Origin of the sequence: Streptomyces flaveolus (assembly GCF_000716535.1) — a bacterium.
GTDB lineage: Bacteria > Actinomycetota > Actinomycetes > Streptomycetales > Streptomycetaceae > Streptomyces > Streptomyces flaveolus_A.
On record NZ_JNWV01000016.1, the window covers coordinates 266,851 to 293,282 of the forward strand.

At 72.2% G+C, this 26,432-nt stretch carries 26 protein-coding genes; 19 read left to right on the plus strand and 7 right to left on the minus strand.

Annotated elements, in window-relative coordinates:
• Positions 1 to 17: 17 nt before the first annotated feature.
• Positions 18 to 1,154: an SAM-dependent methyltransferase gene (locus OO52_RS18900; protein WP_199819943.1), complete on the minus strand. Its 1,137-nt coding sequence runs from the start codon at positions 1,152 to 1,154 to the stop codon at positions 18 to 20.
• A 118-nt stretch (positions 1,155 to 1,272) separates the two neighbouring features.
• Between OO52_RS18900 and OO52_RS18905 the strand changes: the two genes are divergently transcribed.
• Both OO52_RS18905 and OO52_RS18910 read left to right on the plus strand, forming a co-directional pair.
• On the plus strand, positions 1,273 to 2,478 hold the full coding sequence (locus OO52_RS18905; RefSeq protein WP_030651486.1) for a sensor histidine kinase: 1,206 nt from the start codon (positions 1,273 to 1,275) through the stop codon (positions 2,476 to 2,478).
• A gap of 32 nt (positions 2,479 to 2,510) precedes the next feature.
• Positions 2,511 to 3,182, plus strand: a complete 672-nt coding sequence (locus OO52_RS18910) for a response regulator (RefSeq protein WP_030651489.1) — start codon at positions 2,511 to 2,513, stop codon at positions 3,180 to 3,182.
• An 18-nt stretch (positions 3,183 to 3,200) separates the two neighbouring features.
• Here OO52_RS18910 and OO52_RS18915 read toward each other — a convergent pair whose 3' ends face one another.
• Positions 3,201 to 4,304 (minus strand): DUF5937 family protein, encoded by a 1,104-nt coding sequence (locus tag OO52_RS18915; protein WP_030651493.1) that lies wholly within the window; start codon positions 4,302 to 4,304, stop codon positions 3,201 to 3,203.
• 162 nt (positions 4,305 to 4,466) lie between these two features.
• Between OO52_RS18915 and OO52_RS18920 the strand changes: the two genes are divergently transcribed.
• Positions 4,467 to 4,694 carry a hypothetical protein gene (locus OO52_RS18920; protein ID WP_030651495.1) on the plus strand — a complete coding sequence of 76 codons (228 nt, stop codon included), beginning with the start codon at positions 4,467 to 4,469 and terminating at the stop codon, positions 4,692 to 4,694.
• On the opposite strand, the gene OO52_RS18925 is transcribed toward OO52_RS18920, so the two are convergent.
• Complete coding sequence (locus OO52_RS18925) at positions 4,691 to 5,863, minus strand: threonine aldolase family protein (protein WP_030651498.1); 1,173 nt, start codon at positions 5,861 to 5,863, stop codon at positions 4,691 to 4,693. The two genes, OO52_RS18920 and OO52_RS18925, sit on opposite strands and share 4 nt — an antisense overlap.
• A gap of 198 nt (positions 5,864 to 6,061) precedes the next feature.
• Between OO52_RS18925 and OO52_RS18930 the strand changes: the two genes are divergently transcribed.
• The 10 genes from OO52_RS18930 (at position 6,062) to OO52_RS18975 (ending at position 14,838) form a co-directional block, all read left to right on the plus strand.
• Positions 6,062 to 7,045, plus strand: a complete 984-nt coding sequence (locus OO52_RS18930; RefSeq protein WP_030651500.1) for a Rossmann-like and DUF2520 domain-containing protein — start codon at positions 6,062 to 6,064, stop codon at positions 7,043 to 7,045.
• Entirely contained in the window at positions 7,042 to 8,034 is a 993-nt protein-coding gene (panC, locus tag OO52_RS18935) for a pantoate--beta-alanine ligase (protein WP_030651502.1), read from the plus strand. Before OO52_RS18930 ends, panC begins: the two co-directional genes overlap by 4 nt.
• A complete protein-coding gene (locus tag OO52_RS18940) occupies positions 8,031 to 9,728 on the plus strand; it encodes an L-aspartate oxidase (protein WP_030651504.1) in 1,698 nt (565 codons plus the stop codon). The genes panC and OO52_RS18940 overlap by 4 nt, the downstream gene beginning before the upstream one ends.
• Before the next feature lie 28 nt (positions 9,729 to 9,756).
• Positions 9,757 to 10,734 (plus strand): carboxylating nicotinate-nucleotide diphosphorylase, encoded by a 978-nt coding sequence (gene nadC / locus OO52_RS18945; RefSeq protein WP_030651505.1) that lies wholly within the window; start codon positions 9,757 to 9,759, stop codon positions 10,732 to 10,734.
• 5 nt (positions 10,735 to 10,739) lie between these two features.
• Complete coding sequence (locus tag OO52_RS18950; protein WP_030651508.1) at positions 10,740 to 11,537, plus strand: type III pantothenate kinase; 798 nt, start codon at positions 10,740 to 10,742, stop codon at positions 11,535 to 11,537.
• A 635-nt stretch (positions 11,538 to 12,172) separates the two neighbouring features.
• Positions 12,173 to 12,841: a hypothetical protein gene (locus OO52_RS18955; RefSeq protein WP_030651511.1), complete on the plus strand. Its 669-nt coding sequence runs from the start codon at positions 12,173 to 12,175 to the stop codon at positions 12,839 to 12,841.
• Positions 12,842 to 12,887: 46 nt separating this feature from the next.
• Positions 12,888 to 13,067, plus strand: coding sequence for a hypothetical protein (locus OO52_RS18960; protein ID WP_030651514.1), 180 nt, complete (start codon positions 12,888 to 12,890; stop codon positions 13,065 to 13,067).
• 266 nt (positions 13,068 to 13,333) lie between these two features.
• Positions 13,334 to 13,756, plus strand: a complete 423-nt coding sequence (locus tag OO52_RS18965) for a BlaI/MecI/CopY family transcriptional regulator (RefSeq protein ID WP_030651517.1) — start codon at positions 13,334 to 13,336, stop codon at positions 13,754 to 13,756.
• Between the two features lie 9 nt (positions 13,757 to 13,765).
• A complete protein-coding gene (locus OO52_RS18970) occupies positions 13,766 to 14,299 on the plus strand; it encodes an amino-acid N-acetyltransferase (protein WP_030651520.1) in 534 nt (177 codons plus the stop codon).
• A gap of 203 nt (positions 14,300 to 14,502) precedes the next feature.
• The gene (locus tag OO52_RS18975) at positions 14,503 to 14,838 is read left to right on the plus strand and encodes a histone-like nucleoid-structuring protein Lsr2 (protein WP_030651523.1); all 336 of its coding nucleotides are present in this window, start codon (positions 14,503 to 14,505) and stop codon (positions 14,836 to 14,838) included.
• Here the strand turns inward: OO52_RS18975 and OO52_RS18980 are convergent.
• Positions 14,817 to 15,494, minus strand: a complete 678-nt coding sequence (locus OO52_RS18980) for an SCO3374 family protein (RefSeq protein WP_234339613.1) — start codon at positions 15,492 to 15,494, stop codon at positions 14,817 to 14,819. The genes OO52_RS18975 and OO52_RS18980 overlap by 22 nt on opposite strands.
• Before the next feature lie 448 nt (positions 15,495 to 15,942).
• Between OO52_RS18980 and OO52_RS18985 the strand changes: the two genes are divergently transcribed.
• Complete coding sequence (locus tag OO52_RS18985; RefSeq protein ID WP_014674145.1) at positions 15,943 to 18,465, plus strand: ATP-dependent Clp protease ATP-binding subunit; 2,523 nt, start codon at positions 15,943 to 15,945, stop codon at positions 18,463 to 18,465.
• 634 nt (positions 18,466 to 19,099) lie between these two features.
• On the opposite strand, the gene OO52_RS18990 is transcribed toward OO52_RS18985, so the two are convergent.
• Positions 19,100 to 19,723 carry an HAD family acid phosphatase gene (locus tag OO52_RS18990; protein ID WP_030651529.1) on the minus strand — a complete coding sequence of 208 codons (624 nt, stop codon included), beginning with the start codon at positions 19,721 to 19,723 and terminating at the stop codon, positions 19,100 to 19,102.
• A 464-nt stretch (positions 19,724 to 20,187) separates the two neighbouring features.
• On the opposite strand from OO52_RS18990, the gene OO52_RS18995 reads away from it, so the two are divergent.
• Entirely contained in the window at positions 20,188 to 20,739 is a 552-nt protein-coding gene (locus OO52_RS18995; protein ID WP_030651533.1) for a M23 family metallopeptidase, read from the plus strand.
• Between the two features lies 1 nt (position 20,740).
• On the opposite strand, the gene OO52_RS19000 is transcribed toward OO52_RS18995, so the two are convergent.
• A complete protein-coding gene (locus OO52_RS19000) occupies positions 20,741 to 21,340 on the minus strand; it encodes a TetR/AcrR family transcriptional regulator (RefSeq protein ID WP_030651536.1) in 600 nt (199 codons plus the stop codon).
• Between the two features lie 139 nt (positions 21,341 to 21,479).
• Between OO52_RS19000 and OO52_RS19005 the strand changes: the two genes are divergently transcribed.
• The 4 genes from OO52_RS19005 to OO52_RS19020 all read left to right on the plus strand — a co-directional run bounded on the left by OO52_RS19005 (position 21,480) and on the right by OO52_RS19020 (position 24,932).
• Entirely contained in the window at positions 21,480 to 23,078 is a 1,599-nt protein-coding gene (locus tag OO52_RS19005) for an MDR family MFS transporter (RefSeq protein ID WP_030651539.1), read from the plus strand.
• A gap of 104 nt (positions 23,079 to 23,182) precedes the next feature.
• The gene (locus OO52_RS19010) at positions 23,183 to 23,659 is read left to right on the plus strand and encodes a helix-turn-helix transcriptional regulator (protein ID WP_030651542.1); all 477 of its coding nucleotides are present in this window, start codon (positions 23,183 to 23,185) and stop codon (positions 23,657 to 23,659) included.
• The gene (locus OO52_RS19015) at positions 23,656 to 24,084 is read left to right on the plus strand and encodes a VOC family protein (protein ID WP_030651546.1); all 429 of its coding nucleotides are present in this window, start codon (positions 23,656 to 23,658) and stop codon (positions 24,082 to 24,084) included. The genes OO52_RS19010 and OO52_RS19015 overlap by 4 nt, the downstream gene beginning before the upstream one ends.
• A complete protein-coding gene (locus OO52_RS19020) occupies positions 24,081 to 24,932 on the plus strand; it encodes a class I SAM-dependent methyltransferase (RefSeq protein ID WP_030651550.1) in 852 nt (283 codons plus the stop codon). Before OO52_RS19015 ends, OO52_RS19020 begins: the two co-directional genes overlap by 4 nt.
• A gap of 92 nt (positions 24,933 to 25,024) precedes the next feature.
• On the opposite strand, the gene cseC is transcribed toward OO52_RS19020, so the two are convergent.
• Positions 25,025 to 26,422 carry a two-component system sensor histidine kinase CseC gene (gene cseC, locus OO52_RS19025; protein ID WP_030651552.1) on the minus strand — a complete coding sequence of 466 codons (1,398 nt, stop codon included), beginning with the start codon at positions 26,420 to 26,422 and terminating at the stop codon, positions 25,025 to 25,027.
• Between the last annotated feature and the right edge of the window lie 10 nt (positions 26,423 to 26,432).

The following is a 26,432-nucleotide window of genomic DNA, read 5'->3' on the forward strand; positions in this document are numbered from 1 at the left end:
CTTCAGGGGGTCTGGCTTCAGGGAGCCGGTGCCAGGGGGTCCGGGATGCCGACCGGCTGGAGCAGCCAGCCGAAGTCGCCGAGGCCGCCCGGTGCGGTCAGCTCGGCCGCCTCACCGGCGCTCGCCAGGGCGCGCACATAGGCCGAGGGGTCTGTGGAGGCGAGCGCGAGCGGGGGGCGTGCGCCGGTGATGTCGAGGGCTCGCAGAGCGGCGCGTTGCGTGAGCAGGCGCGCCCTGGGAAGCTCGCGCGCCGTTTCACGGGCCCCCTGCGTCGTGTGAGGGGGTTTCCGCGCCGTGTGGGGAGGCGTGTGCGCCGTGCCGGAGGGCGTGTGTGCCGTACCGACCGCCGCCGCGCACGCGTCCAGTGCCACATGGGCCGTGATGTCGCAGGAGCCGTCCGGGACGGGAGCCGTCTCCCGGCCCTCGCGGAAGCCGGTGAGGGTGCCGAACGGGGGGCGCGCGTCCACGGTGTGCGCGTAGTCCACGGCCACCGCGAGCCCTCGCGCCACCCGGCCCACGGCCGCGGCCCAGGCCCGGTCCCGGGGCAGCCCGATCTCCGCCCGCAGTCCCTCCTCGGCCGGCAGCGGCCACCAGCGCGCGAGCCAGTCGGCCGGCGCGCCCGTCACGGGCTCCCCGAGCCGCTCGGAGCCGTCCTCCGCGACGAGCACCAGCCGGGGCACGCCCGCGGAGTCCACCTCGGCGACGTCCACGGGCACGTTGTCCAGCCACTCGTTGGCGAACAGCAGCCCGGTGACCGCGTCCGGGAGTTCGCTCAGCCAGGTGATCCGTTCGTCCAGGCCGGCCGGGCGGTCGGCGACCTCGACGGCGTACGCACGCACGCGTGCGGCCACGTCGGCCGGCAGGGCGGCGAGCACCCCGCCGGTCAGTTCCCCCCGCCCTGCGCCCATGTCGACGAAGTCCAGCACCGGGGGGCGCCCGAGGGCCGCGTCGACCCGGCACAGCAGCCGGGCCACGGCCCGCGCGAACAGCGGGGAGGCGTGCACGGACGTGCGGAAGTGGCCCGCCGGGCCCTCCGGGCGCCGGTAGAAGCCGCCGGGCCCGTACAGGGCCGCGCCGGCCGCCGCGCGCCAGCCGCGCGGGCCGGAATTCCCGCTGTCCCGGCCGGAGTGCTCCGCCGTCGTCCCATCCGTCACCGCACCAGACTAGGCACACTGGTGATCACGGCATCCACCTTGGGGAGTACGCGCGCCGGGCACGGATCGGTCCCTCGGTTGACCCCTGCACGCATCTGGTTTCCCTACTCTGGGTTACGTGCAGCGCCTCTACGACTTCCTCCGCCGCCACCCGACCTGGGTCGACTCCTTCTGGGCCGTCGTCCTGTTCGGGCTGTCCGCGCTGAGCGTGGTCAATCTCGACGGGGTGCAAGGTCACCACGGGACGATTGCCGGTGGGATGGCCGTCTCCACCGTCCTGTGCGTCGTCGTCGCGCTGCGCCGCCGGTTCCCGGAGCCGATGCTGCTGCTCGCCCTCGTCACCGGGCTGGCCCAGCTGATCCTGGACGTCGAGACGACCGTCGCCGACTTCGCCATGCTGGTGATCACCTACACGGTCGCGACGGTCGGCGCGCGCTGGGCCTCGCGGCTCGCCCTCGCCGTCAGCCTCTGCGCTGCCACCGTGGCCCAGATCCGCTGGCCGGCCGAGCACACCGGCTTCCTCGGACAGGCCGCCATAGCGGTCTTCCAGACGGTGCCCTTCGCCCTCGCCTGGGTGCTCGGCGACTCCATGCGCACCCGGCGGGCCTACTTCGCCCAGTTGGAGGAGCGCGCGGCCCGCCTGGAGAAGGAGCGCGAGGCGCAGGCGAAGGTCGCGGTCGCCGCCGAGCGCGCGCGCATCGCGCGCGAGCTGCACGACGTCGTCGCGCACAACGTGTCGGTGATGGTGGTGCAGGCCGACGGCGCCGCCTACGTCATGGACGCCGCGCCCGACCAGGCGAGAAAGGCCCTCGAGACGATCTCCTCCACCGGCCGTCAGGCCCTGGCCGAGATGCGCCGCCTGCTGGGCGTGCTGCGCACCGGTGAGCACCAGGAGAGCGGGGAGTACGTCCCGCAGCCCGACGTCGAGCAGATCGACGACCTCGTCGAGCAGTGCCGCAGCTCCGGTCTCCCGGTCGACTTCAAGGTGGAGGGCACCCCGCGGCCGCTGCCCAGCGGCGTGGAGCTGACCGCGTACCGGATCGTGCAGGAGGCGCTGACCAACACCCGCAAGCACGGGGGGCCGGGCGCGGGCGCGAGCGTCCGCCTGGTCTACTTCGACGACGGACTCGGCCTGCTGGTCGAGGACGACGGCAAGGGTGCCCCGCACGAGCTGTACGAGGAGGGCGGCGCCGACGGGCAGGGGCACGGCCTGATCGGCATGCGCGAACGGGTCGGCATGGTCGGCGGCACCCTGGACGCCGGCCCGCGCCCGGGCGGAGGATTCCGCATCAGCGCCCTGCTGCCGCTCAAGCCGGCGCACTGACCGATCCCCTGATCCCCGACGGAAGAGGCCCGATGACGATCCGCGTGATGCTCGTCGACGACCAGGTGCTGCTGCGCACCGGGTTCCGGATGGTGCTTGCCGCCCAGCCGGACATGGAGGTCGTCGCGGAGGCGGGCGACGGCGTCGAGGCCCTCCAGGTGCTGCGGTCCACCGCCGTCGACGTCGTCCTCATGGACGTCCGCATGCCGAAGCTGGACGGTGTGGAGACCACCCGGCGTATCTGCGCCGAGCCGGACGCGCCCAAGGTCCTCATCCTGACCACGTTCGACCTGGACGAGTACGCCTTCTCCGGGCTGAAGGCGGGCGCCTCCGGCTTCATGCTCAAGGACGTGCCGCCCGGTGATCTCCTCGCCGCCATCCGCGCCGTGCACAGCGGCGACGCGGTCGTCGCACCCTCCACCACCCGGCGCCTGCTGGACCGCTTCGCGCCGATGCTGCCCTCCGCCGGCAAGGAGCCCCAGCACAAGGAGCTGGAACGCCTCACCGAGCGGGAGCGCGAGGTCATGGTGCTGGTCGCGCAGGGCCTGTCCAACGGCGAGATCGCGGCCCGCCTGGTGCTGAGCGAGGCGACCGTGAAGACCCACGTGGGCCGCATCCTGACCAAGCTCGGCCTGCGCGACCGGGTGCAGGTGGTCGTGCTCGCGTACGAGACGGGGCTGGTGCGCGCCGGCGGCCACGGCTGACGGCGACGGCCCGCTTCCTCAGCGCAGGACGCCCTCGATGAAGTCGCTGCCCAGCCGGGCCACCGCGGACAGGTCCAGCTGGTGCTGGACGTACCGGCCGCGGCGGCAGTCGGTGATCAGGCCCGCCTTCTTCAGCGCCGCCAGGTGCCGGGATATCTCGGGCGCCGACATGCCGTGCGCATCGGCCAGTTCGCTCGTGGTGTGCGGGGCGCGCGCGAGGTGCCGGCACAGCCGCATCCGCACCGGGTGGGCCAGCGCCTCCAGCCGGCGCGTGAGCTGCTCGACGGACGGCGCCTGCGGGCGGGGGCCGCTCGCCGGGTAGGTGATCGAGGGCTGCCAGCCGTACCGGTGCAGGACCAGCACGTGCGGCCAGCCGAGGCTGGTCGGTACGAGCACCAGCCCGCCGTCGCCGGTGGCGGTGCGGCCCACCAGCAGCTTGTCGACCGTGACGAGCCCGGCCTCCTCGTCCAGCGAGACGGCCCCGGACAGGGCCGCGAGGGCCTCGGCGAGTCCCTTGCGGCGCAGCAGCTCGGTCTTGTGCCGGGCGTCGGCGGCCAGCTGGGGCTGGACGCGGGCCCAGGTGTCGGCGAAGAAGGCGTCGTCGCAGTCGAGCATGAGCTGCCGGAACCAGGCGCGCACGGCCGGCGGATCGGTCAGCAGCCGGCGCGTGAACCGCTCCTGCACGGCACCGCGCGCGGCGGCCAGTTCCAGGGAGCGGCGGCGCAGCTCCGGGTCGTCGAGCGGGCCGGGTTCCTGGACGTCGTAGCGCAGCTGGCAGGTGAACTCCAGGGCCGCGTTCACGAACTGGGCGTCCGTCAGTTCGTCGAGCTGGTCCAGCTCTTCGGCGAGCGTGGCGCCGGGGAGCGCGCGCCCGCCCGGGAGGCCGGCGAACGGGGCGAAGACGTCCGAGAACGTCGTGCGCCACAGGAAGTCCGCCTCGCACAGCCGGTCGGCCAGGCAGGGCTCCAGCCGGGAGGAGACGGCGGTCGCCCAGCCCTGGAGGCCGGGGTGGTGGCCGGGCTCGCTCAGCGCGTGCAGCGCCATCCCCAGCTCCGCCAGCGGAGAGGGCACGACGGAGACCCTCTCCAGGGGCAGCCCGGTGATGTCGATGGTCACGCTCATGCCCCCATGGTGCACCGGGCCACTGACAGCGCCCCCGTGGATTGACGGCAGCCGTCAATCCACGGGACGTCCGCGCCGAGCGGGGGCAGCGTGGAGGACACCAGGGCAGCCGCGGAGCCCGATCAGTCACCGAACAGCCACGACCTGAGAAGGCGATCCGCCATGAGCGTCACCCAGCAGTACCTCCTCGACAGCTACCGCGCCCGCCTGCACGGCGAGCCCGAGCCGCCCGCGCCGGGCCGCCGCGACCTCGACCTCCTCCGCGAGGTGCGCGACCGCCGGCGCTTTCGCGCGGTCGTCGCCGGACGCCCGGCGGGCGGGCGGCTCCGGCGTGCCCTGGTCCGCTCGCTGCGCGCCTTGGCCCGGCGGCTGCGCGTCCGCGCTCTCTAGTCCCTGCCCGGCAGGCGGTCCACGAAGTCGCGTACGGCCGCGCGGACGTCGTCCGCCGTCCACTCGAGTCCCGCGGCCTGGACGCCGACCTCCGTGAACGCTAGGCCGGGCCCGCCGGCGCTCCAGACGTTCGCGAAGAGCATCACCGAGGTCTCCTCGGCCTGCCGGAGGGCCGCCTCGGAGACCACTTCCGGCTCGTACGGCAGCCAGACCTGGAACTGGTGGGTGTGGGGCTCCTCCGGGTGGACGCGGGCCCAGGGCACCCCGGCCGCCGCGAAGCCGTCGCGCAGCGCGGCGGCCACCACGCGCGCGTGCCGCACGTACTCGGGCAGCCGGGGCACCTCGCGGTCCAGGCCGATGAGCGCGGACAGGACGGTCGGGAACTGCTGGAAGACCATGCCGCCGTACCGGTGCCGCCAGGTCTTCGCCTCCTCCACCAGCGTCCTCGGACCGGCGAGCGCGGCACCGCCGAAGCCGCCGACGGACTTGTAGAAGGACACGTAGACGCTGTCGGCGAGGCCGGCGATCTCCGCGAGGGGACGCCCGAAGTGCTCGGTGCACTCCCACAGGCGCGCGCCGTCGAAGTGCACCACCGCGTCGCGCTCCCGCGCCGCCTCGACGGCCTCGGTCAGCTCCTCCCAGGTGGGCAGCACGAAACCGGCGTCCCTGAGGGGAAGCTCCAGCATCAGCGCCCCGAAGGGCTCTTCGAGGTCGCGTATCTCGGCCGCCGTCGGCAGCCGGCGCTCACCGCCCACTCTGACCGGGCGCAACCCGCTGACCTGGCTGAACGCCTGCCTCTCATGCACCTCCGGGTGGGCCAGCGGGTGCAGCGCCACCGTCGGGTTCCCGGTGCGGGCCGCCCAGCAGCGCAGGGCCACCTGCTGGGCCATGGTGCCCGTCGGGAAGAACGCGGCGGCCTCGGTGCCGAGCAGCGCGGCGACCCGCTCCTCCAGGGCGGCCACGATCTGGTCGCCGTAGACGTCCCCGGGCTCGTCCAGGTCGTACACCTCCGCGCCTGCCTCCTGGAGCAGCGCGAGCCGTTCGCGGATCGAGCCCCGCGCGGTCGCGTGCGCCAGGATGCGCCGCGCCCCCCGCTGGGCGGCCCTGCGCCGCTCCCGCAACCGCTCCTCCGCCGACCGTCCGTCGTCCTGCTCAGCCACATCAGTCATGCCGTGGATCATGCCGCGCGCGGCCCGGCGCGGCAGCCGGGTTTCCCTGACTGGTTCTTCCTGTGCCGAAGGCGCGGGCGAGGACGTGGTGAAACCCACAGCCTGTGGACAACCGGTCGCCGCCCCACCCGATAGCGTTAACATGACGAGAAATCGTCCGGTACCCAGAGCGGACTGGAACGGGAAGGCCGCCGTCGCGTGAGTACAGTCCACCAACCAGACCTCAAGGACCGCCCCGCGCGGCTCACCGTCGGCGTCGTCGGCGCCGGTCGCGTGGGCCCCGCGCTGGCCGCGTCCCTCCAGCTCGCCGGGCACCGCCCGGTGGCCGTCTCCGGAGTCTCCGACGCCTCCCGCAGGCGCGCCGAGTCCATGCTCCCGGACGTCCCGCTGGTGCCGCCCGCCGAGGTGCTCCAGCGCGCCGACCTGGTGCTGCTCACGGTCCCCGACGACGTCCTGCCCGGCCTGGTCGCCGGCCTCGCCGAGACCGGCGCGGTACGGCCGGGACAGCTGCTCGTGCACACCTCCGGCCGGTACGGCGCGAAGGTGCTCGACCCGGCCCTGCGCGCCGGCGCGCTGCCGCTGGCCCTGCACCCGGCGATGACCTTCACCGGTACGCCGGTGGACGTCCAGCGGCTCGCGGGCTGCTCCTTCGGCGTCACCGCGCCCGAGGAGCTGCGGCTGGCCGCCGAGGCCCTGGTGATCGAGATGGGCGGCGAACCCGAGTGGATCAGCGAGGAGAACCGCCCGCTGTACCACGCGGCCCTGGCGCTCGGCGCCAACCACCTGGTGACCTTGGTCGCCCAGTCCATGGAACTGCTGCGCACGGCCGGTGTGGCGGCACCCGACCGGATGCTCGGCCCGCTGCTCGGGGCCGCCCTGGACAACGCCCTGCGCTCCGGCGACGCCGCGCTGACCGGCCCGGTCGCGCGCGGGGACGCCGGTACGGTCGCCGCGCACATCACCGAGCTGCGCAAGCACGCCCCGCAGACCGTGGCCGGCTATCTGGCCATGGCCCGCGCGACCGCCGACCGCGCGCTCGCCCACGGCCTGCTGAAGCCGGAGCTCGCCGAGGACCTGCTCGGGGTACTCGCCGACGGAGGCCACGCGAGCCAGGGAGGCGAGGGAACCGACGGCACGAACGGCTCCGACGGCACGACCGGCACCGAGGGGAACGACCGATGAGCACCGCCCTGCTGAGCACCGCCGAAGAGCTGCACGCGCGCGTGCGCCACGGCCGCCGCGCCGTCGTGATGACCATGGGTGCCCTGCACGAGGGCCACGCGACCCTCGTCCGCACCGCGCGTGAGGTCGCCGGCCCCGACGGCGAGGTCGTCGTCACGGTCTTCGTCAACCCGTTGCAGTTCGGCGCGGGCGAGGACCTGGACCGCTACCCGCGCACCCTGGAAGCCGATCTCAAGCTGGCCGAGCAGGCGGGCGCGGACGCCGTCTTCGCGCCCTCCGTGGACGAGGTCTACCCGGGCGGCCAACCCCAGGTGCGCGTGTCCGCGGGCCCCATGGGCGAGCGCCTGGAGGGTGCCTCACGGCCCGGGCACTTCGACGGGATGCTCACCGTCGTCGCCAAGCTGCTGCACCTCACCCGCCCCGACGTCGCCCTGTTCGGCCAGAAGGACGCCCAGCAGCTCGCCCTGATCCGGCGCATGGTGCGGGATCTGAACTTCGGTGTCGAGATCGTCGCCGTGCCGACCGTCCGCGAGGAGGACGGGCTCGCCCTGTCCAGCCGAAACCGCTACCTCTCCCCGGACGAGCGCCGTACCGCCCTCGCGCTGTCCCGCGCGCTCTTCGCCGGCCGGGACCGCCACGCGGCACAGGAGGCGCTGCGCGCGCGGGCCCGGGAAGTGCCCTCCACGCACGCGCGTGCCGAGGCGCTGAGCGCCATAGGGGAGTCCCGCGCGGCGGCCGACGCGCACGCGGTGGCCACCGCCGCGCCCGGCGGCCCGGCGGCCGTCCGCGCCGCCGCCCGCCAGGTCCTGGACGAGGCCGCCCGCTTCGACCCGCCCCTGGAGCTGGACTACCTGGCGCTGGTCGACCCCGCCGACTTCACCGAGATCGGCGACGACTTCACCGGCGAGGCCGTCCTCGCCGTCGCCGCCCGGGTCGGCACGACCCGGCTGATCGACAATCTTCCTCTCACCTTCGGAGCCGCCTCGTGACCAGGACAGGCATACGACTGCACGCACCCGCCCCCGGGTGGAGCATCTCCGCTGACGTGGTCGTCGTCGGCTCCGGAGTGGCCGGCCTCACCGCCGCGCTGCGCTGCGAGGCCGCCGGGCTCACCACGGTCGTCGTCACCAAGGCCCGCCTGGACGACGGCTCGACGCGCTGGGCGCAGGGCGGCATCGCCGCGGCCCTCGGCGAGGGTGACACCCCCGAGCAGCACCTGGACGACACCCTGGTGGCCGGCGCGGGCCTGTGCGACGAGGAGGCCGTGCGGATCCTCGTCACCGAAGGCCCCGACGCCGTGCGGCGGCTGATCTCCACCGGCGCCCACTTCGACACCGACGACGAGGGCGACATCCACCTCACCCGCGAAGGCGGCCACCACCGGCGCCGGATCGCGCACGCGGGTGGCGACGCGACCGGCGCGGAGGTCTCCCGGGCGCTCGTGGAGGCCGTCCGCGCGCGCGGGCTGCGCACGATCGAGAACGCGCTGGTCCTGGACCTGCTGACGGACGCCGAGGGCCGTACGGCCGGGGTCACCCTGCACGTGATGGGCGAGGGCCAGCACGACGGCGTGGGCGCCGTGCACGCCCCCGCCGTCGTCCTCGCGACCGGCGGCATGGGCCAGGTGTTCTCGGCGACCACCAACCCGTCCGTGTCGACCGGCGACGGTGTGGCGCTGGCGCTGCGCGCGGGTGCCGAGGTCAGCGACCTGGAGTTCGTGCAGTTCCACCCGACCGTGCTGTTCCTCGGCGCGGACGCCGAGGGCCAGCAGCCGCTCGTCTCCGAGGCGGTGCGCGGCGAGGGCGCCCACCTGGTCGACGGGGACGGCGTGCGCTTCATGGTGGGCCAGCACGAACTGGCCGAGCTGGCGCCCCGGGACATCGTCGCCAAGGGCATCCTGCGGCGGATGCTGGAGCAGGGCGCCGAGCATATGTACCTCGACGCCCGGCACTTCGGCGCCGACATGTGGGAGCACCGCTTCCCGACCATCCTGGCCGCCTGCCGCGCCAACGGCATAGACCCGGTCACCGAGCCCATCCCGATCGCCCCGGCCGCCCACTACGCCTCCGGCGGCGTCCGCACCGACGCGCGGGGACGCACCACGGTCCCGGGCCTGTACGCGTGCGGCGAGGTCGCCTGCACCGGCGTGCACGGCGCCAACCGGCTCGCCTCCAACTCCCTCCTCGAAGGCCTCGTCTACGCCGAGCGGATCGCCGCCGACATCGCCGCCGCCCACGCGGCGGACGGCCTCCACGCGCGCGTGCCCGTACCGGTCCCGGACCCCGGGAAGCCGGCCCACCCGCTGCTCACCCCCGAGAGCCGCTTCGCCATCCAGCGGACCATGACCGAGGGCGCGGGCGTGCTGCGCTCCGAGGAGTCCCTCGCCAGGGCCGCGGACCAGCTCCAGAAGCTGCACGCCGAGGCCCGGGACGCGCTGGAGGAGAACGGCAAGACCGCCGAGCCCGGCGTGGACACCTGGGAGGCGACGAACCTCCTGTGCGTGGCCCGGGTCCTGGTCGCCGCCGCCCGGCAGCGCGAGGAGACCCGGGGCTGTCACTGGCGCGAGGACCGCGCCGAGCGCGACGACGCGAACTGGCGGCGCCACATCGTCGTACGGCTCAATCCGGACCGGTCGCTGGCCGTACGCACCACCGACACCGCAGACTTCCCCCCTGTCCGGTAACACCAGCGCCCCAGGAGCAGTGACAGACGTGAGCACCGACGACCTTCCCCTCGCCTCGACCGGCGGCTGCGGCGACGGCTGCGCCTGCGGCGCCGAGGGCGACGAGGAGTACCTGGAGTGCGGGCTGGACCCCGCGCTCGCCGAACTGCTGGCCGCTGCCGGACTGGACCCGATCGAGGTCGAGGACATCGCCAACGTCGCCATCCAGGAGGACCTGGACGGCGGCGTGGACGTGACGACGGTGTCGACCATCCCCGAGGAGGCGGTGGCCACCGCCGACTTCACCGCGCGCGAGGCGGGCGTCGTGGCCGGCCTCCGGGTCGCCGAGGCCGTGCTCTCCGTGGTGTGCACGGACGAGTTCGAGGTCGAGCGGCACGTGGAGGACGGCGACCGGATCGAGGCCGGGCAGAGGCTGCTGTCGGTCACCACGCGCACGCGTGACCTGCTCACCGCCGAGCGCAGCGCGCTGAACATCCTGTGCCGGCTGTCCGGCATCGCGACCGCCACGCGCGCGTGGGCGGACGCACTGGTGGGCACCAAGGCGCGCGTGCGGGACACCCGCAAGACGACGCCGGGCCTGCGGTCGCTGGAGAAGTTCGCCGTCCGCTGCGGCGGGGGCGTCAACCACCGCATGTCGCTGTCCGACGCGGCCCTGGTGAAGGACAACCACGTGGTCGCCGCCGGCGGTGTCGCGCAGGCCTTCAAGGCGGTACGGGAGGCCTTCCCGGACGTGCCGATCGAGGTCGAGGTGGACACCCTGCACCAGCTCCGCGAGGTCGTGGACGCGGGCGCCGACCTGATCCTGCTGGACAACTTCACGCCCGGCGAGTGCGCGGAGGCCGTCGGCATCGTCGGCGGGCGGGCGCTGCTGGAGGCCTCCGGGCGGCTGACGCTCGCCAACGCGCGCGCGTACGCCGAGACCGGCGTGGACTACCTGGCCGTCGGCGCGCTGACCCACTCCTCGCCGATCCTGGACATCGGCCTGGACCTGCGCGAGGCGGAGTAACGGCCATGCTCCTCACGATCGACGTCGGCAACACGCACACGGTCCTCGGGCTGTTCGACGGGGAGGACATCGTCGAGCACTGGCGCATCTCCACGGACGCGCGCCGCACGGCGGACGAGCTGGCGGTGCTGCTCCAGGGCCTGATGGGCATGCACCCGCTGCTCGGCGAGGAACTGGGCGACGGCATCGACGGCATCGCGATCTGCGCGACCGTCCCGTCGGTGCTGCACGAACTGCGCGAGGTCACCCGGCGGTACTACGGCGACGTACCCGCCGTGCTGGTCGAGCCGGGCGTGAAGACGGGCGTGCCGATCCTCACCGACAACCCCAAGGAGGTCGGCGCCGACCGGATCATCAACGCGGTCGCGGCCGTCGAGCTGTACGGCGGCCCGGCGATCGTCGTGGACTTCGGTACGGCGACCACCTTCGACGCGGTCTCCGCGCGCGGGGAGTACGTCGGCGGGGTGATCGCGCCCGGCATCGAGATCTCCGTTGAGGCGCTCGGCGTCAAGGGCGCGCAGCTCCGGAAGATCGAGGTGGCCCGGCCGCGCAGCGTGATCGGCAAGAACACGGTCGAGGCGATGCAGGCCGGCATCGTCTACGGGTTCGCCGGGCAGGTCGACGGGGTCGTCAGCCGGATGGCCCGGGAGCTGGCCGACGACCCGGACGACGTGACGGTGATCGCCACGGGTGGTCTGGCGCCGATGGTGCTGGGCGAGTCCTCGGTGATCGACGAACACCAGCCGTGGCTGACCCTGATAGGCCTCCGCCTGGTCTACGAACGCAACGTGTCACGGCTCTGAGCAGGCCCGCGGTGTGAGGCGGCCCGGCGCCGACCAGACGCCGGGCCGCCCCCGCGCCACCCCGGCCCGGGCCGACACCACCCCTGCCCTCACCCAGGCCCGCACCGGCCCCGCGTGGAACCCCACCGGCCCGTGACGCCGCCCCTGCCCTCACCCAGGCCCGCACCGGCCCCGCGTGGAACCCCACCGGCCCGTTGACGCCGCCCCTGCCCTCACCCAGGCCCGCACCGGCCCCGCCGAGAACCCCACCGGCCCGTGACGCCGCCCCTGCCCTCACCCAGGCCCGCACCGGCCCCGCCGAGAACCCCACCGGCCCCCGTGTGCCGGCCCCCTCACGGGGACTCCACCACCCCGCCCGACGGCGGCAGCTCCCAGCCCAGGCGCGGGCCGGGAAATTCACCGCTCCGCCAGTGACGCTGCCCCCCTCGCCGGGGCGCCGGCAGCCCGCCCGCGACGCCCCCGGCCTCGCCGTCACGTGGGCGTCCCGGCAGTCACGTCGGCGGCCGGCGCCGCGGTGGCACCGGATGAGGGAAAGCCGGAGCGACACGCGGGGAAATCAGATGCGGAATCGTCACTTTTGTCCGATTAGTGGGTAGCGTCGCCGCATGCCCACGCCATACGGATCCCGCGGCGGCATGGCGTTCGGCGCGGAGGAGCTGCGTGTGCTCCGCCGCGCCCTCGCCCTCGCCCTTCACCCCGGCCACGCCTCCGCCGAGGACGTGCAGGACTGTTTCCGGCTCGCCGAGTCGCTCGACGAGGCGATGTGCGAGGGAGCCAGACTGCGTGCCTTCCTGGTGGCCGACCTGGGCCGCTACCGGGCCGCCCTGCCGGGTACCGCCGCCGGATACCTCACCCTCCTGGAGGAGGCGCTCGGCGCCGGGCACCGGCCGACGCCGGACGATCTCGCCGCGCTCCGGGCGCTGCGCGGGAACCCCGCGGCGGCTGCGTTGCTGGACCGCTGCCAGGCGCTGGCCGAGCAGGACGTACGGGCGCGGTTCGCGCAGGGCGGGCGGAAGGTGCCGGCTCCTGCCGTGCCGCCCGCGAGGACGCGCCTGCTGGCCCTCGCCGGCGGCGCGGGGGTGTCCGGGGCCCAGCAGGGCGAGGGGGAGGCCGACGGCCCCTCCGGGCCCCCGCAGGAGCCCGTCCGGGACCCCGGGCAGAAGCCGGCTCCCGGGCCTTCGGAACGGCCGACTCCGGAACCCGCCGCTCCGAAGCGGCCCATCCCCACGCCCGGGGAGGTCTTCCCGCGCCGCAAGCCGGCACCTCCGGCGGAGTCCGCGCCGCGCCGGCTGGCCGCGGGTTAGGGCGCCCCGCCCCTCCCAGGCGTTCCGGCGTGGCTACCCTGGAGCCATGGACTACGTCTCCGCGCTCGTGCCCCCGGTCGTCATGGCCGTGTTCTTCATCGGTGTGGTCAGGGTGATCGTGAAGACCCAGGGCGGGGCCGCCAAGGCCAAGGAGGACGCGGCCGTCGACGCCGCCCTCGCCCGCGCGGAGGGCGCTCGCGGGGCCTCCGCCGGCAGCGACGCCTGACCGGACCGCGGCAGAGCGCACCAGATCACCGCAGGTCACAGGCCTTCGGCACGGCCTCCACGCCGTCCGGTGAGTCCGTCGGCCGGCTCCGGCCGAGCCTGGCCGTCCCTTCGCGTACGACTCCCCGCGCCCCGGCGCCACCCGAGTCGTACGCCCTTTTTGTTCGCGTTTGCGGTCCTAGTGCACGTCCGGCACGCCATTGCCGGGTTCTCCCACTATTGTTCTGAGTTGTGCCTCGCCCATTGGGAGAACTCGAAGACGCGGTCATGACGCGGGTGTGGAAGTGGAACCGCCCGGTGACCGTTCGAGAAGTCCTGGAAGATCTCCAGCAGGAACGCACCATCGCGTACACCACCGTGATGACCGTTTTGGACAATCTCCATCAGAAGGGCTGGGTGCGTCGCGAGGCCGAAGGACGGGCCTATCGATATGAGGCCGTGTCGACACGAGCCGCGTACGCCGCCGCCCTCATGAACGACGCCTGGTCGCAGAGCGACAACCCGGCAGCCGCTCTCGTCGCCTTCTTCGGCATGATGAGCGAGGAACAGCGCCAAGCCCTCAGGGACGCCGTACGCATCGTCCAGGGGCCGGAAGAAACCAGGGAAGCGCCCGAAGCCCGCCAACAGGAACCCGGCCAAGCCCGGCAAGAGGAGAACCCCGGCGCGCCGGAGGGCACCGACGGGCGATAGCGTCCGCTCATGTCAGCAGAGCGTCCCGAAGTCTCCGCAAAAGCCATCACCGTCCGCCGGGCCCGGACCAGCGATGTCCCCGCCGTGCGCCGCCTCCTCGACGCCTACGTCCGCGACCGCATCCTGCTCGACAAAGCCACGGTCACGCTTTACGAGGACATCCAGGAGTTCTGGGTCGCCGAACGCGACGACAACGCCGAGGTGGTCGGCTGCGGAGCGCTGCACGTCATGTGGGAGGACCTCGCGGAAGTTCGCACACTGGCGGTGAAGCCCGGCCTCAAGGGCGCCGGCGTCGGTCACCAGTTGCTGGAGAAGTTGCTCCAGACCGCACGCTGGCTCGGCGTTCGACGCGTTTTCTGCCTCACCTTCGAAGTCGACTTCTTCGGGAAGCACGGCTTCGTGGAGATCGGGGAGACTCCGGTCGACACCGATGTGTACGCGGAGCTGTTGCGTTCCTATGACGAGGGCGTCGCCGAGTTCCTCGGTCTCGAACGAGTGAAGCCGAACACCTTGGGCAACAGCCGGATGCTTCTGCATCTGTGATCGTCATTGCCCCGGTGGCCTATGTCCGAAACGCGCATGTTTCCGGACCGGGGCGGTCCGCTGAGTCACTCCCGGGGGTTTGTGTTTTTCCGGCAAAAGCGGTTTGCTTTCCGACGTACTGCAGTACTGCATATAACAGGGGCGGCGAAACGGCGGACGCCGCACACCCCTGGCCCTCAACGTTATCGATGAAAGGAAATGCGGTGGCACAGAAGGTTCAGGTCCTTCTTGTCGACGACCTCGACGGCGGCGAGGCGGACGAGACCGTGACGTTCGCGCTGGACGGCAAGACGTACGAGATCGATCTCACGACTGCCAATGCGGACAAGCTGCGCACGCTTCTCGAGCCCTATGTGAAGGGCGGGCGTCGTACCGGCGGCCGTGCTTCCGGTGGGCGTGGAAAGGCGCGTGCCGCTTCCGGCGGCAACCAGGACACCGCGGCGATCCGCGCCTGGGCGAAGGAGAACGGTTACGAGGTCAACGACCGCGGCCGCGTTCCCGCGTCCATCCGCGAGGCCTACGAGAAGGCCAACGGCTGATCCCGCCGGTCGGCGGAATGCCCGGCGCGCGCGCGCCGCAGCCGGACCCGGTGACACTGCGCTGCCACCGTGTCCACCAGTCGCACGAGATCGGGGGCGCTCCCCTCGCGCCCCACGGGGGGCGACGCCGGCATGGCCGGCATGGCGGGCAGCGAGGCCGCGGCCTCGCGTCCCGGACCGGGGGGCCGCAGCCACACGGCGGCCCCCGGTACGGATCGCCCGCGCGAAATTCCGGCCTGCACGGATTCAGGCCCTACGGCGGGGGTCCCCGTGGGCGGTGGCGGGGCCTCCATCGTGTCGCCCGCCCCGAGGACGCGTAGGTCCAGGGCCACCGCGCCCCACTCCAGCCAGGCCAGCAGACCGGGCAGCTCCTCCGCGCTGCCCGCGGCCACCAGTAGCCGCATCCGGTCGCCCCACAGGGCCACCGGGGAGCCCGGCGCGAGATGCCGGAGCGCCTTAGCGCCCGCCTCGGCCGGTACGTCCAGCACGTCGAACCGCACCCCCGTACGCAGCCGCAGCGGCCGTCCGGGCACGGTCGGCCAGCCCAGATCGTTCTCGTACCAGTGCCGGGCCGGCGCGTCCGGATCGGCGGGGAGACCGGCGGCCGGGGTGCCCGGATCGACGGGCCGGCGGGGAAGGGGGACCGTGGAGGTCATGGGGACCGAGCCAACCATGCCAGGAGCAACAGCCGGACCCCCCTTCGGGTTACGCTGGGTGCCCTGTCGACTGCGCAGAGTGCCGGAAGAGGGGGCGCGTGGGGGCCCGGGGAGGCGCAAGGTTGTTCGCCCATAGCGGAGGGAACCGGTGCGCGCCGCATGGAGTGTCAGTCCCCGCGGGTAAGACATGCCTAGTGGGAGGGGGCGACACGCAGGAAAGGCCGTCTCACGTTCGCCATCGGCGTACTGGCGACTGGGGTAACTGCCTGGCCTGCGGGAACATCGTCTCGCACCATCGGGTTGGAGCAGATGTCGGCGTCACGGGTCAGGAGGCCATCGACGGTGTCGGCAGTTGGAATGAGCGGTCCCCGCTTGCGGGACTAAGCTGCGGAAGGACAGGGAGGGGAAGTTCCCCCCACTGCCTGACCGCTCTGAGGAGCGATTAACGATGTTCGAGAGGTTCACCGACCGCGCGCGGCGGGTTGTCGTCCTGGCTCAGGAAGAAGCCCGGATGCTCAACCACAACTACATCGGCACCGAGCACATCCTCCTGGGTCTCATCCACGAGGGCGAAGGTGTCGCCGCTAAGGCCCTGGAGAGCCTCGGCATTTCGCTTGAGGCGGTCCGCCAGCAGGTGGAGGAGATCATCGGTCAGGGCCAGCAGGCCCCGTCCGGGCACATCCCCTTCACCCCCCGTGCCAAGAAGGTCCTGGAGCTGTCGCTCCGCGAGGCCCTTCAGCTGGGCCACAACTACATCGGCACGGAACACATCCTGCTCGGCCTGATCCGCGAGGGCGAGGGCGTCGCCGCCCAGGTCCTGGTCAAGCTGGGCGCAGACCTCAACCGGGTGCGGCAGCAGGTCATCCAGCTGCTCTCCGGTTACCAGGGCAAGGAGACCGCCGCCGCGGGCGGCCCGGCCGAGGGCACCCCCTCGACCTCTCTCGTCCTGGACCAGTTCGGCCGGAACCTCACCCAGGCCGCTCGTGAGTCCAAGCTCGACCCGGTCATCGGGCGCGAGAAGGAGATCGAGCGGGTCATGCAGGTGCTGTCCCGCCGTACGAAGAACAACCCGGTGCTGATCGGTGAGCCCGGCGTCGGCAAGACCGCCGTCGTCGAGGGCCTCGCCCAGGCGATCGTCAAGGGCGAGGTGCCCGAGACGCTCAAGGACAAGCACCTCTACACGCTGGACCTCGGCGCCCTGGTCGCCGGCTCCCGCTACCGCGGTGACTTCGAGGAGCGCCTCAAGAAGGTGCTCAAGGAGATCCGCACCCGCGGCGACATCATCCTGTTCATCGACGAGCTGCACACGCTGGTCGGTGCGGGTGCCGCCGAGGGCGCCATCGACGCGGCCTCGATCCTGAAGCCGATGCTGGCCCGCGGTGAGCTGCAGACCATCGGTGCGACCACCCTGGACGAGTACCGCAAGCACCTGGAGAAGGACGCGGCCCTGGAGCGCCGCTTCCAGCCCATCCAGGTCGCCGAGCCGTCCCTGCCGCACACGATCGAGATCCTCAAGGGCCTGCGCGACCGGTACGAGGCGCACCACCGCGTCTCCATCACGGACGAGGCCCTGGTGCAGGCGGCCACCCTGGCCGACCGGTACATCTCGGACCGCTTCCTGCCGGACAAGGCGATCGACCTGATCGACGAGGCCGGTTCCCGGATGCGCATCCGCCGGATGACCGCTCCGCCGGACCTGCGCGAGTTCGACGAGAAGATCGCCGCCGTCCGCCGGGACAAGGAGTCCGCGATCGACTCGCAGGACTTCGAGAAGGCCGCGTCCCTGCGCGACAAGGAGAAGCAGCTCCTGGCCGCCAAGGCGAAGCGGGAGAAGGAGTGGAAGGCCGGCGACATGGACGTCGTCGCCGAGGTGGACGGCGAGCTGATCGCCGAGGTCCTCGCCACGGCCACCGGCATCCCGGTCTTCAAGCTCACGGAGGAGGAGTCCTCCCGCCTGCTCCGCATGGAGGAGGAGCTCCACAAGCGGGTCATCGGCCAGAACGACGCCGTCAAGGCGCTGTCGAAGGCGATCCGTCGTACGCGTGCGGGCCTGAAGGACCCGAAGCGTCCGGGTGGTTCGTTCATCTTCGCCGGCCCGTCCGGTGTCGGTAAGACCGAGCTGTCCAAGGCGCTCGCCGAGTTCCTCTTCGGTGACGAGGACGCGCTGATCTCCCTCGACATGTCGGAGTTCAGCGAGAAGCACACGGTGTCGCGTCTCTTCGGTTCGCCCCCCGGATACGTGGGCTACGAGGAGGGCGGCCAGCTCACGGAGAAGGTGCGCCGCAAGCCGTTCTCGGTCGTCCTCTTCGACGAGGTCGAGAAGGCCCACCCGGACATCTTCAACTCGCTGCTGCAGATCCTGGAGGACGGTCGCCTGACCGACTCCCAGGGCCGGGTCGTGGACTTCAAGAACACGGTCATCATCATGACGACCAACCTCGGCACCCGGGACATCTCCAAGGGCTTCAACCTCGGCTTCGCCGCCGCGGGTGACACGAAGACCAACTACGAGCGCATGAAGAACAAGGTGTCGGACGAGCTGAAGCAGCACTTCCGGCCCGAGTTCCTCAACCGCGTCGACGACGTGGTCGTCTTCCCGCAGCTGACGCAGGAGGACATCCTGCGGATCGTCGACCTGATGATCAGCAAGGTGGACGAGCGCCTGAAGGACCGGGACATGGGCATCGAGCTGTCCCAGTCCGCGAAGGAGCTGCTGTCCAAGAAGGGTTACGACCCGGTGCTGGGCGCCCGGCCGCTGCGCCGTACGATCCAGCGCGAGATCGAGGACACGCTCTCGGAGAAGATCCTCTTCGGCGAGCTGCGCCCCGGTCACATCGTGGTCGTGGACACCGAGGGCGAGGGCGACGCCGCCACCTTCACCTTCCGGGGTGAGGAGAAGTCGGCACTGCCGGACGTCCCGCCGATCGAGCAGGCCGCGGGTGGGGCTGGGCCCAACCTGAGCAAGGAATAAGTCTCAGCCCCGGCGGTTCAGCCGGATACAGGGGCCGGTGCCTTCGGGCACCGGCCCCTTCGGCGTTCTCAGCGCCTTGTCGGGGCCGCAGAAGGACACCGGGGCCCCCCGAGGCCGCTCGCGTGAGGCAGCGCGCCGCAGAGCCCCCGGGGCGCCTCCTCGCCGGGGCGGAGCGCAGCGGGGCGTCGTGGCGCCAGGCGGCCGTCGGTCCTGACCGCGGCGCCCCCGCTCTGCACGGCGGCAGTCACGCGGGGCGCGCCGGCCGCCGAGCACCAGGGCACCGCCGAAGGACAGCCGGGGCCTCGTCGGTCCCGACCTCACGCCGTCGGAACAACCCCCGGCCGCAACCGCCGGGGGCGTCGACGGCGTCGAGGCAGAGCCCCTCTCGCCGTGCCTGGGGGTTGCGTAGGCCGGGCCGCCGTCGCCGTGCCCGGGAATTGCCCGCGTAGGCCGGGCCGATCTCGCCTTGCCTGGGGGTTGCGCGCGTAGGCCGGGCCGCTCTCGCCGTGCCCGGGGACTGCCCGCGCAGCCGGGCCCCCGGTGCTCTGCGGCACGCGCCCCCGCCGCCGGCCGGGGTGGGCGCCAGGGGCCGGAGTCGGACGAGTGGCTCGCCCGTCGGCGCGGTCCGTGCGGGTTACGACAGCTGTCCGTCGTAGTCCGGCAGTTTGAAGGTCTTCTCCGCGTGGCCGCCGGACAGGTCCGTCGCGCTGTTGCCGATGTTCGCGATGATCGTGTAGCCGTCGTTCTCGATGTCGACGCGCTGGGCGGTCTTGTAGGCGGCGACGTCCTTGAAGAGGTCGATCAGGCCGCGGACGTGGAGACCGGAGACGTCGTAGCCGTCGTGTTCGAGGTTGTACTCGGTGGGCCAGTACAGGACGCCGGGGCGGGCGGTGACGAAGAAGAGCGAGACGCCGTGCTCCTGGGCGTAGCGGGCGACGTCCAGGACGGGCCGGTTGGCCGGCTGGGGGTAGCTGAAGCCGAAGTCGGTCTCCAGCGTGGTGTTGTCGATGTCGAAGACGATCGCCTGTTTCTCGCCGGGCCTGGCGGCGGCGATGCGGTCCTTCAGGTACGGGAGGGCCTGGTCCATGACCGCCTGGCAGTCCTTCTGCCAGGTGGCGTGGTCGACCTTGGCGGAGGAGGTGCTCGTGGTCGCGGCCTCGGCCGGGGCGGCCATCGCCGCCGGAGCGGCCGGCACGGCCAGTGCGGCCACGCAGACGGCGGTCACGGAGATGCGGCGCGCCCAGGGGCGTCTGGTCATCGGTGGGGGTCCTCTCGCGTCTCTGAATGTCAGGGGCATGATCTGAGGCGAGGATGGCGCGAGGGGAACCGTAGGGTTACTGGGCGGTAGGTGCCTAGAGGCCTGCGTCACATTTCTTCATTTACCGGCAAGGCGTTCCGGTGATATGGGGCACAGGCGAAATGTCCGGTACTAGCCGGGATAGTGGGATGCGCCGGATAGGCAAAAGGGGCGAAGCTCACCAAAAGGGACTTTGTCCTGTGGGCTCGCCGCCGAGAAGGACGTCGTCAGGGGTGTGGGGGCCAAGGGTCGGGACTGTCAAGAAAGGGGGTATTTGCGCGGCATCTACTACCTGACGCCGTACTTGGGACGTTTTGGGCTTGATGGGGTGCTCGGTTACCAAGGGATGGCCGCTCCGGTGAAACGTCTCCACGGACGTCCGTACGCCGGGTGGCAGGAAGTTTCCCCGAGTTCACGAGGTCCAGATGTTCCAGCGCTTCACGTCCCGCTCTTCCCGTACGTCCTCGCTCCGTGCCCGTGTGACCGTCCTGGCTGCCGGACTCGGCGCCACGGCCGTGCTGGGTACCGGGGTCGCGAGCGCCGCCACCGCGTCCGCCGGCTCCTGGGTCGACCCGGTGAAGAAGTACGCGCTCTCGGCGGGCTTCGCGCAGGCCGGCAACCACTGGGCGCACAAGCACAGCGGCCAGGACTTCGCCGTGCCGACCGGCACCGAGGTGGTCGCCGCGCACGGCGGCACCGTCGTCAAGGCCGGCCCCAACGGCGCCGGTGACGGCCCGGCGTACGGCAACGCCATCGTCATCAAGCACGGCAACGGCACCTACTCGCAGTACGCGCACCTGTCCCGCGTCGACGTCCGGATCGGCCAGGTCGTCCGGACCGGCCAGCACATCGCGCTCTCCGGCTCCACCGGCAACTCCACCGGTCCGCACCTGCACTTCGAGATCCGTACGACCCCGAACTACGGCTCCGGTATCGACCCGGTCTCGTTCCTGCGCGCCAAGGGTGTGAAGGTCTGACCTAGTCCTTCTCGCGGGCGTGCTCGTGCGCTTGCGCGACGAGGTCCAAGGCGACTTCGAGAACGGCCTCGCGCTTCTTCTCGGAGTCGCCTTCGAGGTCCTGCATCACGAACATCCCGGCGTGCAGCGTGAACATCGCGCTGACCGAGCGGACCTGGTCGACCAGCTCCGCCTCCGGATCGATGAGGATGTCCCGCAGGCCGCGCATCCGGTCCTTGAACGTGTCGCCGATGCGCAGCTCCCGAACCGTCGCCTGGTTCTCCTGCATGAAGCGGAACAGCGGTTCCGCGCCGGCCAGGGCCTCGCTGTAGCGGCGGACGATCTCCTGCTTGGTCTCCAGGGTGTGCGGCTGCCGCCCGCCCCACTCGATCAGGTCCTCGATCGGCTTCGTCAGATCCGCGAAGAGACTGACGATGATCTCTTCCTTCGTCTTGAAGTGGTAGTACAGAGCCGCCTTCGTGACGTCGAGACGCTCGGCGATCTCCCGCAGGGAGGTCTTCTCGTAGCCCTGCTCCGCGAAGAGTTCGAGCGCCACGTCCTGGATGCGCTGGCGGGTGTTGCCGCGGCGCTGCTGCTTGGTGCCGTCCATGGTGAGGCCCATCCTCGTACTCCTCGCGCTCCCGCGGAAACTCGCCCCCGGAAACTTACTTGACGCCCGGCTAGTAGCGGGTCTACCTTCCGCAGTGTAGTAACTAGCCGGGCGGCAAGTAAGTAGCTTCCGCAGGGGGAATGGGAAGACGATGGCGGACACGGTCGAAGGTGTCATAGCGGGGGGCGGACAGCCCCAGAGCGAGGCCGAGGGCAAACAGCCCCGGAGTGTGCGGGTGGTGCTGCTCGCACTGATGATCGCGATGATGCTCGCGATGCTGGACAACATGATCGTCGGCACGGCGATGCCGACGATCGTGGGTGAACTGGGCGGCCTGGAGCACCTTTCCTGGGTCGTCACCGGCTACACCCTGGCCACCGCGGCCTCCACCCCCGTCTGGGGCAAGATCGGCGACATGTTCGGGCGCAAGGGCGCCTTCCTCAGCTCGATCGTGATCTTCCTCCTCGGCTCGGCACTGAGCGGCATGGCCCAGGACATGGGCCAGCTGATCGGGTTCCGGGCCGTGCAGGGTCTCGGTGCCGGCGGTCTGATGGTCGGCGTCATGGCGATCATCGGCGACCTGATCCCGCCGCGGGAGCGGGGCAAGTACCAGGGCATGATGGCCGGCGTGATGGCGCTGGCGATGATCGGCGGCCCGCTGGTCGGCGGCACCATCACCGACAACTGGGGCTGGCGCTGGGCCTTCTACATCAACCTGCCGCTCGGCGCGGTCGCCCTCGCGCTCGTCACCGCCGTGCTGCACCTGCCGAAGAAGCGCTCCAAGGCGGGCATCGACTACCTGGGCGTGCTGCTGCTGACCGTCGGCATCACCTCCATCGTGCTGGTCACCACCTGGGGCGGCACCGAGTACGCCTGGACCTCCGCGCGGATCATGGAGCTGACCGGCATCGGCGTCGCCGCGCTGGTCGGGTTCGTGTTCTGGCAGACCAAGGCCGCCGAGCCGGTCGTACCGCTGCACATCTTCCGGAGCCGCAACTTCACCCTGATGTCGGTCATCGGCTTCATCACCGGCTTCGTGATGTTCGGCGCCACCCTGTTCCTGCCGCTGTACCAGCAGGCCGTGCAGGGCGCCTCCGCCACCAACTCCGGACTGCTGCTCCTGCCGATGCTCGGCGCGATGCTGGTGACCTCGATGGTCGCCGGGCGGGTCACCACCAACAGCGGCCGGTACAAGATCTTCCCGATCGTCGGCGGCGTGCTGATGACCGTCGGCCTGTACCTGCTGTCCCTGATGGACACCGAGACGACCCGGCTGACCTCCGGTGTCTACATGGCCGTGGTCGGCGCGGGCATGGGCTGCCTGATGCAGATCACCATGCTGGTCGCGCAGAACAGCGTCCAGATGAAGGACATGGGCGTGGCGTCCTCCTCGACCACCCTGTTCCGTACGCTCGGCTCCTCCTTCGGCGTGGCCATCATGGGCGCCCTGTTCAACCACCGGGTCCAGGACGTCATGGCCGAGCGGGCCGGCGCGCTGGGCAAGAACATCACCGAGAAGTCGGCGCAGCTCGACGCGAAGAGCCTGGAGAAGCTCCCGGCGGTGGCCCGCGAGGCGTACCAGCACGCGGTGTCCTCGGGCACGCACTCCGCCTTCCTGCTCGGCGCCGGGATCTCGGTGCTGGTGCTGATCGCGGCGCTGTTCGTCAAGGAGGTGCCGCTCAAGGGCGGTCCGAAGGCTGACACGGAGGGTGCCGACGCAGCGCCGGTGGCCATGGTCGAGGCCGTCTGAGATCTGCCTGAGCCCGAAGGCCCCGGTGCGTGTCCACAGCGCCGGGGCCTTCGGCCGTTCCTCGCACGGGCCCCGGTGTCAGACCCCCGTGTCACCATCGGCCCATGGACAAGATCCGCCGCCTGCGTCTGGCCAAGGACGCCATGGACCGGGACTGGGCCGACCCGGACCTCGACCTGGACCTGGTGGCGGCGCACGCCGGGTACTCGCGGTTCCACTTCCTGCGCGCCTTCAAGGAGGCGTACGGCGAGACGCCCGGCCAGTACCTCACCCACCGGCGGATCGAGCGCGCCGAGGAGATGCTGCGCACCGCCAACCTCTCGGTGACCGAGATCTGCACCCTGGTCGGCTTCAGCAGCCTCGGCACGTTCTCCGCCCGCTTCAAGGCCCGTACCGGCCTCACCCCGAGCGAGTACCGGGCGAAGCACGTCGGCCGCGGCGCCGCCCTCATACCCGGCTGCTACGCCATGCTCTGGGCCGGCGGCTTCAACACCGCAACATCGAAGAAGCGCGCCGCGCCCGGTCCTGCCTACGGTGACGAGCAGGAACAGCAGCCTCGCGACAGGAGAGCGCAGCCATGATCAAGGGCCTGGCCATCAGCACCGTGTGGACCACCGACCAGCAGCGGACGAAGGCCTTCTTCACCGAGAAGCTGGGCTTCGAAGTGCGCAGCGACCTCGCCCTGGGCCATATGCACTGGATCACCGTCGGCGCCAAGGACCAGCCCGGTCTGGAGCTGGCGCTGATGAGCCTGGACGGTCTGGACCCCGAGTCCGCCGAGGCGATGAAGAAGCTGGTCGCCAAGGGCGTGCTGGGCGCCGGGGCGTTCCACACGGACGACTGCCGGGGCGACTACGCGGCGTTCAAGGAGCGCGGAGTGGAGTTCATCCAGGAGCCGAAGGAGCGGCCGTACGGCATCGAGGCGATCTTCCGCGACGACAGCGGCAACTGGTACTCGCTGACCGAGCGCAGTGAGGAGCTGGACTTCTCCAAGGACTTCGGGTGACCGCGCGGCCGCCCGTGCTGCCGGACCACACGGCGGTCCGGGTCGCGCTGTGGCGGGCGCTGCACGTCCAGGCCGACCCGCCGCCGCACGTCATCGAGGACGAGCTCGGGCTGCGCCTGGCGGATCCCGGCGACGACTGGCGGTCCCGCCCCGACATGGACGAACGGGACACCCGGCCCGTGCGGGCGTCCATCGCGGCCCGCGCCCGGTTCGTCGAGGACCTCGTCGTGGAGCAGGCCGCGCGGGGCGTCGACCAGTACGTCGTCCTCGGCGCCGGGCTGGACACGTTCGCCCAGCGCCGGCCGGAGATCGCCGCGAGGCTGCGGGTGTTCGAGGCGGACCGGCCCGGTCCGCAGGAGTGGAAGCGGCGCCGGCTCGCCGCGCTCGGCCACGAGGTGCCCGACTGGCTGCGGCTGGTGCCGGTCGACTTCGAGGGGGACTGGTGGGGGCGGCTGCTCGCGGCCGGTCTCGACCCGGGCCGCCCGGTGGTCGTGGCCTGCACCGGCGTGACCATGTACCTCACGCGGGACGCCGTCACCGCGAGCTTCCGGCAGGTCGCGACGCTCGCGCCGGGCTCCACGCTCGCCACCACGTTCCTGCGGCCGGCCGAGGACGTCGAGCCCGAGCTGCGGCCCTTCCACGAGGCGGCGGAGCGGGGTGCGCGCGCGTCCGGCACCCCGTTCCTCAGCTGCTTCACGCCCCAGCGGATGGTGGCCCTGATCCGCGAGGCCGGCTTCCGCGACGCCCGCCACGTACCGGCGGAGGAACTCACCCGCCGCTACTTCGCCGGCCGACCGGACGGGCTGCGGCCGTCGCGAGCGGAGGAGCTGGTGGTGGCGACGACCTGAGCACCCCGGTGCGGTGGCGGGAGGGGCGCCGCGGCCGGCCGGGTCTCAGCGCTGAGCCTCAAGGCCCGGTCCCCTCGGCGAGCGGTGAACCCTCACATGTCCCGGGCCGCGCGGCGAACGGCTCCCGCCTGCGGCACCGAGGCGCCGCCGGACGCGGGCGGCATCGGATAGCTGCCCGTGTTGGTCGGGGCGTGCTCCGGCAGCCACAGGACGGCCACCGCGCCCTCCGCGGGAACCCCGGCGGGCGCCCCCGCGGGCCGTACGTTGCGGAACGTCAGCCGTGCGCCGAGCACGCGCGCCTGCCCCGCCGCGATGGTCAGGCCGAGGCCGTGACCCTGCCCGGCGCGGTCCTTGCTCCCGGTGCGGAACCGGCTCGGCCCCTCGGCGAGCAACTCGTCCGGGAAGCCCGGTCCGTGGTCGCGCACCCGGATGACCCGTCCCTCCACGGTGACCTCGATCGGTGGCCGGCCGTGCCGGGCGGCGTTGGCGAGCAGGTTGAACAACACCCGCTCCAGCCGCCGCGGGTCGGTGGTGACCTCCGACTCGTGCACCACCCGTACGGCGATGTCCGGATCCTTGGCCGCCACCCGGCGCGCGACGAACTCGCCGAGCATGATGTCCTGCAGCTCCGCCCGCTCCGAGGCCCCGTCCAGCCGGGCCACCTCCAGGACGTCCTCGACCAGGGTGCGCATGGCCTTGGCCCGGTCCAGGACCAGCTCCGTGGGCCGGCCGGGCGGCAGCAGCTCGGCGGCCGTCAGCAGACCCGTCACCGGGGTGCGCAACTCGTGCGCGATGTCGGCGGTGACCCGCCGCTCGGCCTCCAGGCGCTGCCGCAGCGCGTCCGCCATGGCGTCCACCGCGCGCGCCAGCTCATCGGTCTCGTCGCGTACGACCCCGCCGATGGCCTCCTGCACCCGGACGTCGGTCTCGCCGGCCGCGGCCTGGTTCGCGGCGGCCGCCGCCTTGCGCAGCCGACGGGACAGCTGCCCGCCGATCAGCACGCCCAGCGCGCTGCCGCCGAGCACGACCGCGACCGAGCCGATGAGCAGGGCCTGGTCCAGGTCCTGCAGCATGTCGGTGCTGCGGTCGGGCAGATGACTGTGCAGGGACAGCACGTGCCCGTCCTTGACCGGTACGGCCGCCCAGATGTCCGCCACCCCGTGGTGCTCGGAGACATCGCTCGCCCGGCGGCCCCGCTCGACCTTCTCGCGCAGCGCGGCGGGCAGCTCCGGGTCGTCGACCCTGACGTAGGGGAAGACCGGCCCCCGGTTCAGCTCGTAGTTGCGCTGGGCCATCAGGACCCGGTCGTTGGCCAGTTCGCGCGCGTTGTCCAGCATCGAGACGCGGGCCGCGTTGTGCACGACCAGGCTCAGTACGATCGCCACCAGCCCGGCCACCAGCGCGATGGCCGCGCTGACCTTCCACCTGAGCCCGGTGCGCAGGCCCGCGCGCTCCATGCGCCGGACCGGATGCCGCAGAATCCCCCGCATGCCGCCGCTC

Coding starts and splice junctions, on each gene's coding strand:
- OO52_RS18925 (WP_030651498.1), bottom strand. CDS start 5,863: ATGACTGATGTGGCTGAGCAGGACGACGGACGGTCGGCGGAGGAGCGG.
- OO52_RS18920 (WP_030651495.1), top strand. CDS start 4,467: ATGAGCGTCACCCAGCAGTACCTCCTCGACAGCTACCGCGCCCGCCTG.
- OO52_RS18970 (WP_030651520.1), top strand. CDS start 13,766: ATGTCAGCAGAGCGTCCCGAAGTCTCCGCAAAAGCCATCACCGTCCGC.
- cseC (WP_030651552.1), bottom strand. CDS start 26,422: ATGCGGGGGATTCTGCGGCATCCGGTCCGGCGCATGGAGCGCGCGGGC.
- OO52_RS19015 (WP_030651546.1), top strand. CDS start 23,656: ATGATCAAGGGCCTGGCCATCAGCACCGTGTGGACCACCGACCAGCAG.
- OO52_RS19000 (WP_030651536.1), bottom strand. CDS start 21,340: ATGGGCCTCACCATGGACGGCACCAAGCAGCAGCGCCGCGGCAACACC.
- OO52_RS18910 (WP_030651489.1), top strand. CDS start 2,511: ATGACGATCCGCGTGATGCTCGTCGACGACCAGGTGCTGCTGCGCACC.
- OO52_RS18995 (WP_030651533.1), top strand. CDS start 20,188: ATGTTCCAGCGCTTCACGTCCCGCTCTTCCCGTACGTCCTCGCTCCGT.
- OO52_RS18990 (WP_030651529.1), bottom strand. CDS start 19,723: ATGACCAGACGCCCCTGGGCGCGCCGCATCTCCGTGACCGCCGTCTGC.
- OO52_RS18965 (WP_030651517.1), top strand. CDS start 13,334: ATGACGCGGGTGTGGAAGTGGAACCGCCCGGTGACCGTTCGAGAAGTC.
- OO52_RS18980 (WP_234339613.1), bottom strand. CDS start 15,494: ATGACCTCCACGGTCCCCCTTCCCCGCCGGCCCGTCGATCCGGGCACC.
- OO52_RS19010 (WP_030651542.1), top strand. CDS start 23,183: ATGGACAAGATCCGCCGCCTGCGTCTGGCCAAGGACGCCATGGACCGG.
- panC (WP_030651502.1), top strand. CDS start 7,042: ATGAGCACCGCCCTGCTGAGCACCGCCGAAGAGCTGCACGCGCGCGTG.
- OO52_RS18985 (WP_014674145.1), top strand. CDS start 15,943: ATGTTCGAGAGGTTCACCGACCGCGCGCGGCGGGTTGTCGTCCTGGCT.
- OO52_RS18960 (WP_030651514.1), top strand. CDS start 12,888: ATGGACTACGTCTCCGCGCTCGTGCCCCCGGTCGTCATGGCCGTGTTC.
- OO52_RS19005 (WP_030651539.1), top strand. CDS start 21,480: ATGGCGGACACGGTCGAAGGTGTCATAGCGGGGGGCGGACAGCCCCAG.
- OO52_RS18955 (WP_030651511.1), top strand. CDS start 12,173: ATGGCGTTCGGCGCGGAGGAGCTGCGTGTGCTCCGCCGCGCCCTCGCC.
- OO52_RS18915 (WP_030651493.1), bottom strand. CDS start 4,304: ATGAGCGTGACCATCGACATCACCGGGCTGCCCCTGGAGAGGGTCTCC.
- OO52_RS18950 (WP_030651508.1), top strand. CDS start 10,740: ATGCTCCTCACGATCGACGTCGGCAACACGCACACGGTCCTCGGGCTG.